The organism is Kouleothrix sp. (genome assembly GCF_046328425.1).
Classification (GTDB): Bacteria; Chloroflexota; Chloroflexia; order Chloroflexales; family Roseiflexaceae; genus Kouleothrix.
On record NZ_JAXLWP010000005.1, the window covers coordinates 208,391 to 224,048 of the forward strand.

At 68.2% G+C, this 15,658-nt stretch carries 12 protein-coding genes; 7 read left to right on the plus strand and 5 right to left on the minus strand.

Annotated elements, in window-relative coordinates; genetic code table 11:
• Positions 1-249: 249 nt before the first annotated feature.
• From U0177_RS05635 to U0177_RS05645, 3 genes are all read left to right on the plus strand, one after another.
• Positions 250-1,413 (plus strand): aminotransferase class I/II-fold pyridoxal phosphate-dependent enzyme, encoded by a 1,164-nt coding sequence (locus U0177_RS05635; protein ID WP_409569620.1) that lies wholly within the window; start codon positions 250-252, stop codon positions 1,411-1,413.
• 116 nt (positions 1,414-1,529) lie between these two features.
• The gene (locus U0177_RS05640; protein ID WP_409569621.1) at positions 1,530-1,877 is read left to right on the plus strand and encodes a hypothetical protein; all 348 of its coding nucleotides are present in this window, start codon (positions 1,530-1,532) and stop codon (positions 1,875-1,877) included.
• Between the two features lie 4 nt (positions 1,878-1,881).
• On the plus strand, positions 1,882-2,565 hold the full coding sequence (locus U0177_RS05645) for a glycosyltransferase family 2 protein (RefSeq protein WP_409569622.1): 684 nt from the start codon (positions 1,882-1,884) through the stop codon (positions 2,563-2,565).
• A gap of 124 nt (positions 2,566-2,689) precedes the next feature.
• On the opposite strand, the gene U0177_RS05650 is transcribed toward U0177_RS05645, so the two are convergent.
• Positions 2,690-3,415: a ThuA domain-containing protein gene (locus tag U0177_RS05650; RefSeq protein ID WP_409569623.1), complete on the minus strand. Its 726-nt coding sequence runs from the start codon at positions 3,413-3,415 to the stop codon at positions 2,690-2,692.
• Between the two features lie 374 nt (positions 3,416-3,789).
• Between U0177_RS05650 and U0177_RS05655 the strand changes: the two genes are divergently transcribed.
• Together U0177_RS05655 and U0177_RS05660 are read left to right on the plus strand one after the other, a co-directional pair.
• The gene (locus tag U0177_RS05655) at positions 3,790-5,322 is read left to right on the plus strand and encodes an O-antigen ligase family protein (protein WP_409569624.1); all 1,533 of its coding nucleotides are present in this window, start codon (positions 3,790-3,792) and stop codon (positions 5,320-5,322) included.
• The gene (locus U0177_RS05660; protein ID WP_409569625.1) at positions 5,319-8,039 is read left to right on the plus strand and encodes an ATP-binding protein; all 2,721 of its coding nucleotides are present in this window, start codon (positions 5,319-5,321) and stop codon (positions 8,037-8,039) included. Before U0177_RS05655 ends, U0177_RS05660 begins: the two co-directional genes overlap by 4 nt.
• Before the next feature lie 330 nt (positions 8,040-8,369).
• Here the strand turns inward: U0177_RS05660 and U0177_RS05665 are convergent, their stop codons facing one another.
• Positions 8,370-8,684 carry a hypothetical protein gene (locus U0177_RS05665; RefSeq protein ID WP_409569626.1) on the minus strand — a complete coding sequence of 105 codons (315 nt, stop codon included), beginning with the start codon at positions 8,682-8,684 and terminating at the stop codon, positions 8,370-8,372.
• A gap of 128 nt (positions 8,685-8,812) precedes the next feature.
• Here U0177_RS05665 and U0177_RS05670 point away from each other — a divergent pair, with 128 nt between their 5' ends.
• Entirely contained in the window at positions 8,813-9,940 is a 1,128-nt protein-coding gene (locus U0177_RS05670; protein WP_409569627.1) for a VIT1/CCC1 transporter family protein, read from the plus strand.
• Positions 9,941-9,957: 17 nt separating this feature from the next.
• Here the strand turns inward: U0177_RS05670 and U0177_RS05675 are convergent, their stop codons facing one another.
• A complete protein-coding gene (locus tag U0177_RS05675; protein ID WP_409569628.1) occupies positions 9,958-11,400 on the minus strand; it encodes an N-6 DNA methylase in 1,443 nt (480 codons plus the stop codon).
• Between the two features lie 417 nt (positions 11,401-11,817).
• Here U0177_RS05675 and U0177_RS05680 point away from each other — a divergent pair, with 417 nt between their 5' ends.
• On the plus strand, positions 11,818-12,585 hold the full coding sequence (locus tag U0177_RS05680; protein WP_409569629.1) for a DUF11 domain-containing protein: 768 nt from the start codon (positions 11,818-11,820) through the stop codon (positions 12,583-12,585).
• 72 nt (positions 12,586-12,657) lie between these two features.
• On the opposite strand, the gene U0177_RS05685 is transcribed toward U0177_RS05680, so the two are convergent.
• The gene (locus U0177_RS05685) at positions 12,658-14,421 is read right to left on the minus strand and encodes a putative ABC transporter permease subunit (RefSeq protein WP_409569630.1); all 1,764 of its coding nucleotides are present in this window, start codon (positions 14,419-14,421) and stop codon (positions 12,658-12,660) included.
• Between the two features lie 273 nt (positions 14,422-14,694).
• Entirely contained in the window at positions 14,695-15,468 is a 774-nt protein-coding gene (locus U0177_RS05690; RefSeq protein WP_409569631.1) for an ABC transporter ATP-binding protein, read from the minus strand.
• Positions 15,469-15,658 lie beyond the last annotated feature (190 nt).

A 15,658-nucleotide genomic window follows, 5' to 3' on the forward strand; every position in this document is an offset into this window, starting at 1 on the left:
TGTCGTGGTGGTGCTTGCTCAGCGTATGACCGCTTGGCGCCTTGGGGGTACACAGGCTTTTCAGGCAAGCTTTGAGGGCCGGGCGCTGGCGGTACCAGTGCTGGCCGCAAGATAGTACTGTGGTCATCCGTTGGCGCATAGCCGCGCCAGAATGGGTATGCTAAGATACGCCCGCACAGCGCTCGCGCCGTCTGCGGTCGTCGATACGCGACTATCGGCCGAGCCACGCCGGCCAGGAGGAATTGAGGTATGACCCACGAACGGATCGCGGAGCGTGTCGCGAAGGTGCCGCCCTCGGGCATCCGGCGGTTTTTCGACATCGCCGCGCAGATGCCCGAGGTGATCTCGCTCGGCATCGGCGAGCCCGATTTCGTCACGCCCGATCATATCCGCGCCGCCGGCGTGCAGGCGCTGAACGAAGGCCGCACCGCCTACACCTCGAACTCGGGGCTGCTCGAGCTGCGCGAGGCGCTGGCCGGGCACATCGCCCAGCTCTACGGCATTTCGTACGACCCCGAGGCCGAGCTGCTGATCACCGTCGGCGTGAGCGAGGCGCTGCAGAACGCCATGCTGGCCACGATCAACCCTGGCGACGAAGTGATCATCCCCGAGCCGAGCTTTGTGGCCTACCCGGCTGCGGTGGTGTTTGCCGGCGGCACGCCGGTGCCGGTGTCTACTTCGGTCGAGCAGGCGTTTCAGGTGACTGGCGCGGCGATCGAGGCGGCGATCACGCCGCGCACGCGCGCGATCCTGATCGGCTACCCGAACAACCCCACCGGCGCGGTGATGCCGCGCGAGCGGCTGCTCGAGATCGCCGCGCTGGCCGAAAAGCACGACTTGCTGGTGTTCTCGGATGAGATTTACGACCGGCTTGTCTACGGCGTCGAGCATACATGCTTCGCCTCGCTGCCGGGCATGCGTAACCGAACCGTGCTGCTGGGCGGTTTTTCTAAAGCATACGCGATGACGGGCTGGCGCCTGGGCTGGCTTGCCGCCCCGGCCGACGTCACCGCGGCAACGCGCAAAATCCACCAGTACGCGATAATGTCCGCGCCCACGATCGCGCAGTATGCCGGCCTCGAAGCCCTGCGCGAAGGCGAAAACGACGTGCGCCAGATGGTCGCCGAGTATGATCGGCGGCGCCGGGTGATCGTCGACGGTTTGAACCAGATCGGCCTGCCGACCTTTGAGGCGCAGGGCGCGTTCTATGTGTTCCCGCAGGTGGGGCACCTAGGCCTCACGAGCGAGGAATTCTGCGAGCGCCTGCTGGTCGAGCGGCACGTGGCGGTGATCCCCGGCGACGCGTTCGGGCCGAGCGGCGCGGGCTTTGTGCGCGCCTGCTACGCCTCGTCGCTCGACAAGATCGAAGCGGCGCTCGACCGGATCGACCAGTTTGTACGCCAGTACCGCTAGCAGGCTGGGTATAGCGGCGCGCAGCGACTGAGCACCGCGCGCCGCGACCAACCGGCCAGCGAGCCGGCACACCGGAACACAACACAGTTTACATCGTAGCACAGGAGGATTCGACCATGGCCATCGACTACGCCGAACAGCCGATCGTCAGCAAGCCCGCCGTGATCGAAGAGCAGCTGTTCTGCTCGCTCAGCGGCAAACCGATCAGCGCCGACACCGCCTACTGGGCGCCGCCATTTGTGACGGCGAGCCAGCTGGTGCGTGCGATTGTCGACGGCATGTTGCACTCGCCCGGCACGCTAAGCAGCGTGCTGTTCGACGAGCAGCCCAACGTGCCCTACGACCCGGCGCTGCGCGAGCAGCTGGCAGCACGGCGCAGCGCCGAGCAGCTCAAGCTGCTGGTTGGCCTGCTCGCCGTGATCGCGCTAATCGCCGTGCCGATTGTCTTACTGGCAATGCGGTGAGTGCATGCAACTTTCGGTGATCATGCCGTGCTACAACGAGGCGGCAACGCTCCCGGCTATTCTCGAGAAAGTGCGAGCGGTGAAGCTCGACAAGCAGATCGTCGCCGTTGACGACCATTCGTCGGACAAAACCTTTGAGATCCTCGAGCGCGAGGCCGCGCGCGACCCGGCCATGGTGGTAGTGCGCCACCCGGCCAACCGGGGCAAGGGCGCGGCGGTGCGCAGCGGCCTCGCGCGCGCCACCGGCGAGATTGTGATCATCCAGGACGCCGACCTTGAGTACGACCCTGAAGATTACTACGAGCTGGTGCGCCCGATCGCCGAGGGCCGCGTGAACGTGGTGTTTGGCTCGCGCTTTCTGGGGCGCCACACCGGCATGTACTTCTGGAATGCGCTGGGCAACAAGAGCCTGACGTTCCTCACCAACTTCCTGTTCAACTGCTGGCTCTCGGACATGGAGACGTGCTATAAGGTGATGCGCACCGAGATCATGCGCGACCTGGACCTGAAGAGCAACGACTTCCGGCTCGAGCCCGAGATCGCCGCCAAGGTGCTGAAGCGCGGCCACCGCATCTACGAGGTGCCGGTGAGCTACCTTGGCCGCACCTACGAAGAGGGCAAAAAAATGAAGCCCAGCCAGGGCTTCTACGCGATTATGGCGCTGCTGCAGTACCGCTTCTTGGAGTAGCAGGGCTCGGGCAAGGTCTTTTGACCCCTCCCCTACCTCTTCCACTATGGGGAGGAAAACAACCTTTACACGAGCCCTGCTTTGGGTAGCCCGGCCTGCGCAACCGGCAATTTTGCCTGCGCCGCTACGCCTCGCGCGGCTTGGCGTTGCCAAACACCGGCGCCGGCCCGCCCGAGGGCGCGGCCCACCGTGCGGCATTGGCGATCACCTGGCGCACCTGGGGGTTGAAGTAGGTCGGGTAGCTTTCGTGGCCGGGGCGGAAGTAGAAGATCTTGCCACGCCCGCGGGTGTAGCAGCACCCGCTGCGAAACACCTCGCCGCCGGTAAACCAGCTGACGAACACCAGTGCCTCGGGCGCGGGGATGTCGAAGCGCTCGCCGTACATCTCTTCGGCGCCAAGCTCGATGCACTCGGGCAGCCCGGCGGCAATCGGGTGGCTCGGCTCGACCACCCAGATCCGCTCGTGGTCGTCGGCCTCGCGCCACTTGAGGTCGCAGCTGGTGCCCATCAGGCGCTTGAAGATCTTCGAGAAGTGCCCGGAGTGCAGCACAATCAGGCCCATGCCGTCGAGCACGCGCGCATGCACGCGCGCCACCACCTCGTCGCGCACCTCGCCGTGCGCCATATGCCCCCACCACAGCAGCACATCGGTTTCGGCCAGCACGGCCTCGCTCAGCCCGTGCTCGGGCTCGTCGAGCGTCGCGGTGCGCACCGCGAAGTCGCCGTGCTCGCGCAGCCCGGCGGCGATTGCGCCGTGGATGCCCTCGGGGTAGATCGTGCTGGCCGGGTGATCGGCGTGAAGCTCGTGGCGGTATTCATTCCAGACAGTGATGCGAAGCGGGGTACTCACTGTGTTGTTCCTTTCTGCTAGCGGCTCGCGGCGCTAGCAGTATATGCGAGCGCCTGGCTGGCGTCAACGCCTACCGCAGCGAAGTGCGAGGGGCAGCCCCTCGCACACCCCCTTTCAAACAAGCTCAGGGCTCGTGCAACGTCTGTCGACCCCTCCCCTGACAGGGGAGGGGTAACACATCTGGCTGTGTGGTGCGGTCGCCCCACACAGCCAACAATATCTCCCCGCGCGCGGGAGAGGGGGTATGGGGTGGAGAGGGCCGACGTTGCACGAGCCCTGCAAACAAGCTCTGAGGGCTATGAGATTACTGCTATTTGTAGTACAATAGCCATGGCGTGTTGCTTGATTCGGGCGATGGTGGTATATAGCCGATTGTGAGTTCAATCCTTGACAATCGACGCGCGCGCCTGAGCACGCTGTTCGAACGCAGCGCCATGCTGCGGAATAGCGCCATCGGTGCTTTGGCCGTCGCGCTGGGATTGGCAGGTGGCGCCGCCGTGGCATTTGGGCCGGTGTGGGCCGGCTTTGCCGCGCTGCTGGCGCTAGCGCTTGTGTACCTCATGCTGCGCTATACCAGCGTCGGCCTGGCGCTTGCGCTCTTCGTCGCCACGATCCTGCCGTTTGGCACGCTGCCGTTCAAGGCGGTGATTACCCCAAACTTCCTCGAGCTAGCCCTGCTGGCGCTGCTGGCGGTGTGGCTGCTGCGCCTGCTCACCCGCCCCGACGACGCGCTCGAGCTGACGCCGCTAGGCCTGCCGCTGCTGGGCTTTCTGGGCGTGACGCTGTTCTCGTTTGTGCTTGGCTCGAACGCCAGCCCCGACTCGCTGACGCTGCACAACTACTTCAAGTTTGTGCTGGCGGTGCTGTTCTTCTTTAGCGTGGCCAACTGCGTGCGCACGCCGGCGCAGGCGCGGCTGGCGCTGCGGCTGCTGCTGCTGGGCGGCGCGGCCTCGGCGCTGATCGGGCTGGCGCTGTTCGCGCTGCCGAATGCGCTCGCCGAGCAGATCCTGGTGGCCTTTGGCCGGATCGGCTACCCTACCAGCGGGCGCGTGCTGCGCTTCGTGGCCGACGACCCGAGCGGCGTCGAGCGGGCGATTGGCCTGGCCGTCGATCCGAACAGCTTCGGCGGTATGCTGGCGCTGGTAGGCGCGTTCGCCGTGACGCAGGCGGTGGCCGAGCGCCCGCTGCTGGCGCGGCGCTGGCTCTACCCGATGGCCGCCGCGCTGGCGCTGGCGACGTTTCTGACGCAGTCGCGCGGGGCGCTGGGCGGCCTGATGGTCGGCACCCTGTACGTGGCCACGCTGCGCTACCGCAAGCTGTGGTGGCCGGTGGCCGGCGCGGCCGGGCTGGTGCTGCTGCTGTACCTTGCCTTTGGCGTGGGCGGCCAGTTTGTCACGCGCGTCACCGAGGGCATCCAGTTTCGCGACCAGGCCAACCAGATGCGCCTGGGCGAGTTCCAGAACGCGCTCGAGATCATCCGCCGCTACCCGATCTTTGGCATTGGCTTCGGTAGCAGCGGGCCGGATATCGACCTGGGCGTGGGGGTATCGAGCATCTACCTGGCGCTGGCCGAGCGCGTCGGCCTGGTGGGCTTGTTCTGGTTTCTGGGCCTGATGGCGGCGTTTTTCGCGCGTAGCCTGCCAGCCATGCGCCAGGCGTTCGCCCGGCACGACGACGAGCGCGGCGCGGCGCTGCTGGGGCTGCAGGCGGCGATTGTGGCCGCGCTAGCAGTCGGGCTGCTCGATCACTATTTCTTTAACATTGAATTCAGCCATATGGTGGCGCTGTTCTGGGGCACAATCGGGCTGGCGCTGACGCTTGAAACAATGAACGCGGAAGATCGAACGACAAACGGGCACGACAATCGCGCTTTCGATCTTCCGCGCTCGCTGGAGGATGCGCATTGATCCGTCCGAAGCCATCGGTCAGCTCGTTTAGTGGGCTGCTGACGCGCCGCTGGGTCGCGCTTGGGTACGCGACATTCGCGCTGGCGCTGCTGGTGCTGGCGTCGATTCAGGTGGCGAACACGGTTGGCCAGCTGTCTGTGGCGCTGTTTTTGATCGTGCTGGTGATCGCCGCGCCGCTCACGGGGATGTTTCTCGGGCGCGGACGGCGCGAGCGCCAGCGCCCGCTGGCGCTGGGCCTGCTGCTGGCCGAAACGGCTGCGGCGCTTGGTCTGATCGCCCTGACCGGCGGCGCGCGCTCGCCCATGTGGGTGGCGCTGCTGCTGGTATCCACGGCTACGCCGCTGCTGCTGCGCGGGCGCTGGGCTGCCGGGCTGCTGGTGCTGGTGTGGCTGGCCGACGGCCTGTTTCTGCTGCGCGTGCCGATGCCCGAGCTCATCCCGCTGGGGCTGACGTGGGCGCTGCGCGCGGCCGGCGTTGGGCTGGTGGGCGTGGTGCTGTACCGCGCGCTCTCGATCGAAGAGGGCGTGCGCGCCAGGTCGCAGCGCCGCGAGCGCGTGCTGCACGAGTTTCTGCGCCTTTCGAACCGGCTGCGCGTCACCAGCCAGCCCGGCCAGGTGCTGGAAGAGGTGGCGATGGCCGTGCAGGCCAGCGGCAACTTCGACTGCGTGACGCTCAGCCAGGTCGATTGGCACGCCGGCGTGGTGAACGTGACTGTGGCGATCGGCGCCAGCGGTCGGCGGCTTACGGCAGTGGAAGGCTTGCAGATGCCGTGGGAGTCGTTTGCGCCGCTGCTGAGCCCGTCGCGGCGCGTGGGCCAGAGCACCTACCGCGCCGACCAGCTGCCATTCCGGTCGCTGCGCAACCAGCGCCACCTGGTACTGCCGCTCAGCAGCCAGCTGGCCGAGGTGCACGGCCTGCTGACGGTGTCGGCGGCGCACAAGCAGCAGGACGCGCTGGAAGAGGCGCTGCCGCTGCTCGAGCTGCTGGCCAACCAGGCTGCGGCCGCGCTCGACAACACCGCGCTCTACAGCACCATGGAGCAGCGCGTGATCGACGCGACCGCGACGATCGAGCGCGGCCGCGAAGAGCTAGCCCAGGCGCGCGACCGCGCCGAGACGCTGTACCGGATCGTGCGGACGCTGGCGGTGACGCTCGACGAGCGCGAGGTGCTCAGCAAGGCGCTGGGCTTGCTGGCCCAGGCCACCGGCGCCGAGCGCGGCGGGATCATGCTGGTGGAGCCGACCAGCGGGCGGCTGGTATTTCGCACCGCCTGCGACCCGCAGCACGGGGTGGTTTCCGGCAGCGCCGCCGCTAGCATTGGCCTCGAGCGGACGCAGGCGCTGGCCGGGTGGGTGCTGGCCAACCGCCAGTTTGCGGTGGTGAACGATACCGATCGCGACACGCGCTGGGCGGCCGGCCCCGACGCGGGTGCGGCCGAGCGATCGGCGCTGGCCGCGCCGCTTATGCTCGAAGGCGAGCCGCTAGGCGTGCTGGTGCTGGTGCACTCGGCCCCCGAGCACTTCCGCGAGGAGCACGGGCAGCTTGCACAGGCTGCGGCCGGCCAGCTGGCGGTGGCGCTTTCCAAGGCCCAGCTGTACCGCTATGTCTCCGAGCAGAGCGAGCGTCTAGGCATCACCGTGCGGCAGCGCGAGGAAGAGATCAGCAAGACATTCGCGATCCTGCGCTCGATCGGCGATGGCGTAGTGGTGTGCGACCGGCTCGGACGCATTCGCATGATCAACCCGGCCGCCGAGGCGATCCTCGGCGTGCGCTCGCAGGCGTTTCTCGGCCGGCAGATGACCGACCTGCCCGGCGTGCCGTTTGAAATGCAGCAGGCGCAGCCCGAGGGCGTGCAGCAGCTGCAGGTGGGCGAGCGCTCGCTGCACGCGCACTTTGCGCCGGTGCGCTCGGCCGGCGGCGAGTGGCTGGGTGGCGTGGTGGTGTACCACGATATTACGCGCGAAGTGCTGGCCGACCGGCTCAAGAGCGAGTTCATCGCCACTGCCTCGCACGAGCTGCGCACGCCGCTCACGTCGATTCGCGGCTATGTCGACCTGCTGCTGCTCGGCACGCTCGGGCCGGTGAGCCCGTCGCAGAGCGAGTTTTTGAAAGTGGTGAAGACCAACGTGGCGCGGCTGGTCGAGCTGATCGACGACCTGCTGGACGTCTCGAAGGTCGAGGCCGGCGAGATCCGGCTGCGCCGCGAGGCGGTGGATGTGGCCGAGGTGCTGTACGAGGTGGGCGAGTCGCTGTACTCGCAGTTCACCGAGCGCTCGATCTCGCTGGCGATCGATGTGCAGCAGAGCTTGCCGCGGATCATGGCCGATCGCCAGCGCCTGCGCCAGATCGCCGTGAACCTGGTGAGCAACGCGTGCAAATACACCCCGATGGGCGGGCATGTCGATATTACGCTGCGGAATGGCGGCAATCGCCTGCGCATCGATATACGCGACACCGGCGTGGGCATCAGCGAAGACGCGCGGCGCTATATTTTCACACCGTTCTTCCGCGCCGACAACCCGCTGCGCGACGAGGTCGGCGGCACCGGGCTGGGCCTGAGCATCACCAAGCGGCTGGTCGAGCTGCATGGCGGCGAGATCTGGTTCGACACCAACGAGGGCAGCGGCACGACGTTTTCGTTTACGCTGCCGCTCGATGCCCACGAGTGGACGCCGGCCGAGTGGCTGGAGCGCGCCGAGTCGCGCGTGGTGGGCTAAACACAATTTACGTGGTGGGGGTTTGGGGGCGGCGCCGCCCCCAAATTTGGCCCTGTATTTGTTACCGGCTTACGCAGTTTGGCGAGCTCGGCCTTCAGGCAGAGCGGTACCTTGTTCCGTAGAGGTGTGCGGTTTTTCTGCGCTGTGCGCGGAAAAACCGCACACTTTTTACAATGATCAAAAAGTACCGTGCTGCCGCAGGCACCTTGCACGGCTTCGGAAAGCCGAACAGCGCAACTGCGTAAGTCCTGAATTGTATTGCACTACGTGGCTTCGCCATGGTACGCAAATACAACTCATACGTGATCAAGCGAACAGCACCAGGCGTGGCTACGGTGCGATCTGCGGCGCCGGCGCGGCCCGCCACGGCCGTGGCCAGGGCAGGTCGATCGCCACGACCGCCAGCAGCCCCGCCGCGACCGCCAGCGCAAACAGCGAGAGCGCAGTGCCGAGCCGCGCGCTGAGCGGCCGGTAGACGAACGTCACCTCGTGCGGCTGCCCGGCCAGCGCCGGCGGCAAGATCACCGCGCGCTGCAAGCCGTTCGCGCGCACGATCGGCGTCGGCAGGCCATCCACATATGCCTCCCAGCCTGGGTACACCGCCTCGCTGATCGAAAGCAAGCCACGCGTGCTGTTCTGCACCATCAGGCTGATCGAAGGTTACTCGCAGATTACCGGGCGTATGCGGAAGCGCAGCGTAATGATTGCGGAATGATCACAAGCGCGGCGTGCTATAATCGGCGCGCAGCGATGCCGACGAAAGCGAGGGGACGATGGCGGAAGCGCCCGATATTGCGCGATACCGCGCTAACTGGCAGGACGAGATCGAGAGTGCGGCGCTGTACCAGGCGATCGCCGAGAGCGAGCAGCAGCCGCAGCTGGCCGAGGTGTACCGGCGGCTCGCGGCGGTGGAAGAGCAGCACGCCCAGTTCTGGGAGGCGCAGCTACGCGACGCCGGGCAGGCGATCCCGCCGCGCGCGTTTGGCTGGCGTACGCGCACGCTGATCGCGCTGGCGCGGCGCTTCGGGCCACAGTTCGTGCTGCCGACGATCTCGTCGCTCGAGCAGGCCGACGACAGCGGCTACCGCGCGCAGCCCGAGGCGCGCGGCACGCCCCTGGCCGCGCAGGAGCGCTCGCACGCCCGGCTGATCCAGACGATCCTGAGCGGCACGCGCGGCGGGCTCGAGGGCAGCGCGATCGCGCAGTTCGAGGGCCGCCACCGCGCCGGCAGCGGCAACGCGCTGCGCGCTGCGGTGCTTGGCGCCAGCGATGGGCTGCTCTCGAATTTCAGCCTGGTGATGGGCGTGGCCGGCGCCGAGATGAGCGGCAACGGTGTGCTGGTGGCCGGGCTGGCCGGGCTGTTGGCGGGCGCGTTCTCGATGGCGCTGGGCGAGTGGATCTCGGTGCAAAGCTCGCGCGAGCTGTACGAGCGCCAGATCGCGATCGAGCGCGACGAGCTGGCGACAAACCCGGCCGAGGAGCAGGCCGAGCTGGCGCTGATCTACCAGGCCAAGGGCCTGCCCGAAGCCCAGGCGCAGGCAATGGCCGCGCGGCTCTCCGCCGACAGCGCCACCGCGCTCGACACGCTGGCGCGCGAGGAGCTGGGTGTCGATCCGCAGGAGCTGGGCGGCTCGGCGTGGGAGGCGGCGCTGACGTCGTTTGTGCTGTTCGCGCTTGGCGCGATCGTGCCGGTGGCGCCATTTTTGTTTCTGTCCGGGGCCGCGGCGGTGCTTACAAGCGTGGCGCTGTGCGGGCTTGGGCTGTTCGGCATTGGCGCCGCGATCACGCTGCTGACCGGGCGCAGCGTGTGGTACTCGGGCATGCGCCAGGTGATCATCGGCTTTGCCGCCGCCGGCATTACCTTTGCGATCGGCCGGCTGATTGGCGTGTCGATCGGCTAGCACGCACTTCCGCATGGCTAGCCGGATTTCCCCAGCAGCCGCTGCTCCAGATCCGCGATCAGCGCGGCCAGCAGCGCCTCGGAATGCGCGCGCGCGGCCTGGTAGCCGGCGGTATCGCCCGCGCCCAGCGCTTGCATCGCGGCGTGGTGCGCGGCGGCCACCGGCTCGTAGCGCGCGGCGAAATCGCGCTGCGCACCCTCGGGCGGCAGCGGCACGCGCAGCTGCAGCAGCTCGTTGGCGCTCAGGTTCACCGTGCCGACGCCATTTTGCCAGCGCAGCAGCTGGGACTGGCCGGCGCGCGAGGCCAGCAGCAGAAACAAGAACACCGGGTCAACCCGCCGCGCCCGCACGATCAGCACGTCGCCGGTGCACGATCGGCCGGGCGTGTGCGTGATCAGGCACACTCTGCCGCGCCCGGCGCCGCCGACGCCCGCGCACGAGACGAGAATATCGTGGTGGCGCACGGCGGTGTAGGCCAGCCGCCGGTAGGCGCGCTCGTCGCAGCGCTCGATCCGGGCGTAGTTGTAGCCGGCCGGTAGGAATTCGCGCGTCTGGTAGTACTCATACGGCAGCTGCGGCCCGCGCGCCTCGCCGCGCGAAGCGCGCACGTGGTCCCCGGCGATCAGCCCGCCCGGCTGGTCGAGCAGGTCGCCCAGCTGCGGCAGCGGGGAGCGCGCGGCCAGGCGCTCGATCAGCGCGGTATGCGCGGGCTGCCAGAACTGCGCGTCGAGCCGCTGGGCCAGCTCGGCGCCGTGCGGGCGGAAGAAGGCCAGCGGCGCGGCGCCTGGCTGGCGGGCGTGCCAGGCCGCCGCCACCGCCGGCAGCTCGGCCAGCCGCTCGGCCAGCGCGAAGAACACCTGGTGCCCGGCCGGCGCCGGGGCGATGCGCAGCAGCAGCAGGCTGCAGGCCGCGCTGGTGCCCGCGTGGCGGAACGTGTCGCGCGGCAGGCCGATCACCGCGAGCGCAGTGGTACGCGCCAGCAGATCGGCGCGCAGCAGGCGCAGGCGCTCGTTTGCCAGCACGCCGTTCGGCAGCACCAGCGCCACCAGGCCGCCCGGCCGGGCCAGCGCACAGGCGCGCTGCAGAAAGCGCACCTCGCTAGCCAGCGCGGCCCGGCCCGATGTTGCCACGCCAAACGGCGGGTTGCCCACCACCAGGTCGAAGGCCGCATCGGGCAGGCTGGCGGGGTCGAGCCCGTCGGCGTTGCGCACCCCCACCAGGCCGCGCGCGTGCAGCTCGGCCACCAGCGCGGCGTCCAGGTCGCAGCCGGCGAGGTGCGCGGCCGGCGCGAGGCCAAGCGCTGCCGCGTGGCCTAGAAACGCGCCGTCGCCGCAGGCCGGGTCGACAATCGCCGGCTGGGCGGGCAGCAGGCCGCCCAGCAGCGCGTAGCAGCACGCGACAACCGCCTCGGGCGTGAAATACTGGCCGTACGCACGCCGGTGTGAGCTTACCTTTGGCATATGCCCTGCCGGTTTATCCACATTTTGTGGAAACTGTGGAAGAAGAGCACAATATCTAGTTGCGGCGCCGCGCCAGCCCGCCGGGCAGTTTCGGCGGCGGGCGGGCGGGCGCCGAGCGTGTGATCGGGCGGGTTGCGGTTTCGCGGCGCGCGAGCGTACCACGATGCCGTATCGTAGCGGTAACCTAACGATGCTCGCTGGCGCGTAGTGCCGGCAGCAGCGACCAAGAAGGCGCGGATCGCGAAAGGACTGGCACAGCCGAATCGTACCGGGACACTCGAGTTTCACACGAGCCGCCGCAACCGCCAGGCCGGCATCGCCTACACGCTCAGGATGTGTCACCGCTCCGCATAACCGCCCGCCGTGAAACCCACGTACAGCCGGCCGCACACTGGCCGGCCAGGAGCAGATCGCCCTATGAAGCAACGAGCCACGAAACTAGCCTTCCTGGCACTCTGGATCGCGCTGCTCGCCGCCGCGCTGTTTCCCACAACACTGCCGCGCAGCGAGGCCGCCCCGCTGGCCGCAATCACCGGGACGCCGACCGAGCAGCCGACGCGCACGCCCACCAGCCCGCCAACCACGCCGCAGCCGACGGCCACGCCCGGGCCGCGCAAGGGCAGCCCCGGCCTCGCCGACCCGTTCGTCACCAAAGCGGTGAACGTGGCCGAGGCGCGCGTCGGCGACGAGGTTGTGTTCAGCATCAGCGTGGGCAATCGCGGCAGCGACACCGCCGAGGACGTGGTGGTAACCGACCCCATCCCCGACTACCTCGACGTGATCGAGGCCACAACCACGCGCGGCAATGTCTCGAGCAGCGGCCGCACCGTGCTCGTCGACATCGGCCGGGTGGCGCCGGGCGAGCAGGTCGGCATTCGCATTCGCGTGCGAGTGAACGAGCGCGCCCAGCCGCCCGAGGGCCGCAATGGCGTGTCGATCAGCACCAGCAGCCCCGGCGACGATCCTGGCAACAACACCAGCCAGGTGACGTTCCGGATCGTCGCTAACGCGACTGCCACGCCCGCCCTGGGGCAGCCCACGGGCGCCCCGCAGGCCACGCCGGCGCCGCCGAAGCGGCTGCCGCGCACCGGCGGCGACGAGAGCAACCTGGCCGTGCTGCTGGCGCTGGGCGGGCTGCTGGCGATCGGATCGAGCCTGCTGATCCGGCGTGGCGCGCGGCGCTAAACGAGCCTCAATGCTGCCGGCAGGCCGCGGCGATATATGTCGCCGCGGCCTGCCGGCGTTTCACAGGCCGCGCTACGCCAGTTCGAGCTGCTCGAGCCGGGCGGCGCCAAACCACAGCGCGCCCCAGATCACCAGCGCGGTGATTGCCAGAAAGATCGCCCAGCCGGCGATCGCCAGCACAATGGCGATGTTTGGCAGCAGCGCGCCCAGCGCGGGCAGGAACAGCACGAGGCCAATGGCGACCGCCAGGTAGAGCAGGTAGGCGACGGGCGCCAGGCAGCCGGCCTGCAACGACGTCTGCTGGCGCGGATTCTCCCAGGCAAATTTGGGAAACGCAGCGCCAAGGCCGGTCAGAATACTGCTGACGCCCAAACCGGCCACGAGCACCAGCACGAGCGCGCGCGCCAGATCGGCCGGGCCGCTGCGCTGCAAGATCGATAGCAGCAGCGTGAACAGCACGCCGGCGGTCGGGTAGGGCAGGTACGCCAGCGCCAGCTTGCCGATCAGCAGCCGGCGCGCGCTGATCGGCGCGACTTTCAGCAGCCAGAAGCCCTTGCCCTCGCGGCTGATCCCCGAGCCGCCCAGCGCGCTGGAAAGCACCAGGCAGATATAGAAGCTAATACCGGCCGAGCCCAGCGACATCAGCGAGCCGAACCACTCGGGCGCGCCGTCGCCGCGGCCTGGCGCGCCGCCGGTGACGAGCCGGAACGACCAGATCGCCGCCAGCACCAGCGGAAAGATCAGCTGCTGAAGATTGCGCAGGTCGCGCGGGAACACGCGCAGGTCTTTATACAGCACCGCGCGCGACTCGGCCGGCAGCAGAGCGGTGAGGGCCGCAAACCGCGGCTGGGGCTCGGCGGCTGCCGGGCTGGCCTGCGGCTCCGCGCCTCTGACCCGGCGCCGTACGCGCCCGCCCTGCGTAGCCATGTTCGACCAGCCAGCGTAGTACAGGCGCTCGGCGAGCAGCAGGCATAGCACGAAGACGGCCAGCGACAGGCTGGTGAACAGCGCGCCGTAGGCCAGCAGCACGGCCCAGCGGCCCTCGCCGGCGGCCACAAGCGCGCGCCCGGCCCAGGCCGAGGGCAGCAGCGGCGTATCGAAGCGCCGCAGGTAATCGAGCATACGCGCATCGGAAACGCGCGGCGCCAGCTCGCGCGAGAACTGGCTGACGATATACCAGCTCACGCCGACGAGGCCGCCGATCACGCCGACGATCTCGCGCGCGCGGCGCGCCGGGATCACCCGCACCACCGCCATTGTCAGCAGCGCGCCCAGGCCGGTGGGCAGCAGCGGCAGCAGCAGCAGCGCGCTCATCGCGGCGACGAAGTACACCGCGCCGAAGCCAAGGCCCTGGCCAAAGCCAAGCAGAAACGGCCCCAGCAGGAACAGCAGCAGCATATACGGCACCAGCAGGCCACCAAAGAACTTCACCACGAACACCGCGCGCATCGGCACCGGCGCCGCAAGCAGCATATCGATATCGCCCGAAAGGTACAGCGACGACAGCACGGTGGTGAAGCTGGTGAGCACCAGCAGCACCAGCGCACCGAACAGCACTGCCGCCGGGATCGCCAGCAGGTATGTGCGCACGTCGAGGCTAAAGCCGGCCGGCAGCCCGCCGCCGCTGCTGGCGGCGCGCGTCAGAAACTCGGCGAACTCCGGGCTGGTAATGCCGCTCACGATGCCGCGCGTGAGCCAGTACAGCCCGTACGCCGCAGCGCACAAGCCCAGCGCCAGCGCCACCAGGCCGATCTTGCGGCCGAGCTTGCCGCGCCATATCGTGTTGCGCGCCACCAGGAAGCGCATCCTGAGCAGCACGCCAATCGCATTGAGCATAGTTCTCTATGCGGCTACGCCGCACCCTCTTAATGATAGGACTTAGGCAGTCGCCTGCGATACGGGCTTGTTCTGCCTGCGGCAGCGCGGTACTGTACTTTCTTTTGTGCTCGGATTTTGGCGCAAAGCGCCAAAATCCGAGCACCATCCATGAAAAAGTACCGCTCTGCCGAAGGCAAAAACGCGCACCGCGTAACTCCTGTTAATGGCAGGATTTACGTGGTGGGGGTTCGGGGGGCGCAAGCCCTCCAAACCTCCCACAATGACAGGACTTCAGGCCAGCGCGTCGGCGATCTCGGCCTCTTCCGCGCCGCCGGTAAGCGCGAGGAAAATATCTTCAAGGCTTTCGCCGCCGCGGCCGGCGCGCAGCTCGTCCATCGTGCCGGTGGCGATCACCTCGCCGCCGCTGATGATCGCCACGCGGTCGCACATGCGCTCGGCGATCTCGAGGATGTGAGTGGTAAGAAACACGGCGGTGCCGCGCTCGGACACCTCGCGCAGGATGTCTTTGATCAGGCGAGCGCTGCGCGGGTCGAGCCCGACGGTCGGCTCGTCGAGGAAGAACGCGCGCGGGTTGTGCAGCAGCGCGCCGGCCAGCGCGGTCTTCTGGCGCATGCCGTGCGAGTAGCCGCCCACGAGGTCGTCGCCGCGGTCGCTCAGGCCGAACAGCCGCAGCAGCTCCTCGCCGCGCCGCCGCGCCGCCGCGCGGTCGAGCTGGTAGAGCCCGGCGGTGAACTCGAGGAACTCGCGCGCGGTAAGCTTCTCGGGCAGGTAGGGCTGGTCGGGCACGTAGCCGATCAGCGATTTCGCGGCGATCGGCTCGCGCTGAATATCGTGGCCGCCGATGCGCGCCGTGCCGGCCGAGGGGCGCAGCAGGCCGATCAGCATTTTAATCGTGGTGGTTTTCCCGGCGCCGTTTGGCCCGAGGAAGCCGAAGATCTCGCCGGGCTGAACCTGGAGGTTCACGCCTTTCACGGCGAGGGTATCGCCGTAGCGCTTCTGGAGGCCGCTGGCCTCGATCATCGGCGCGCCATGTGTAGCAATCATGCATCGCTCCAGTATATGCGTAGCTTGGGTGGCGCTGCTGGCGAGGATGTGTGCAGCAGATCATACGCGCCGCCCTGGTGTGAGGTTGCATGATACCATCAATCGGCGTGCCGCCGCGCTAGATCAGGTTTAGGACGCAGGGCTCGTGCAACGTCTGTCGACCCCTTCCCCTACCCCTCCCCTGCCAGGG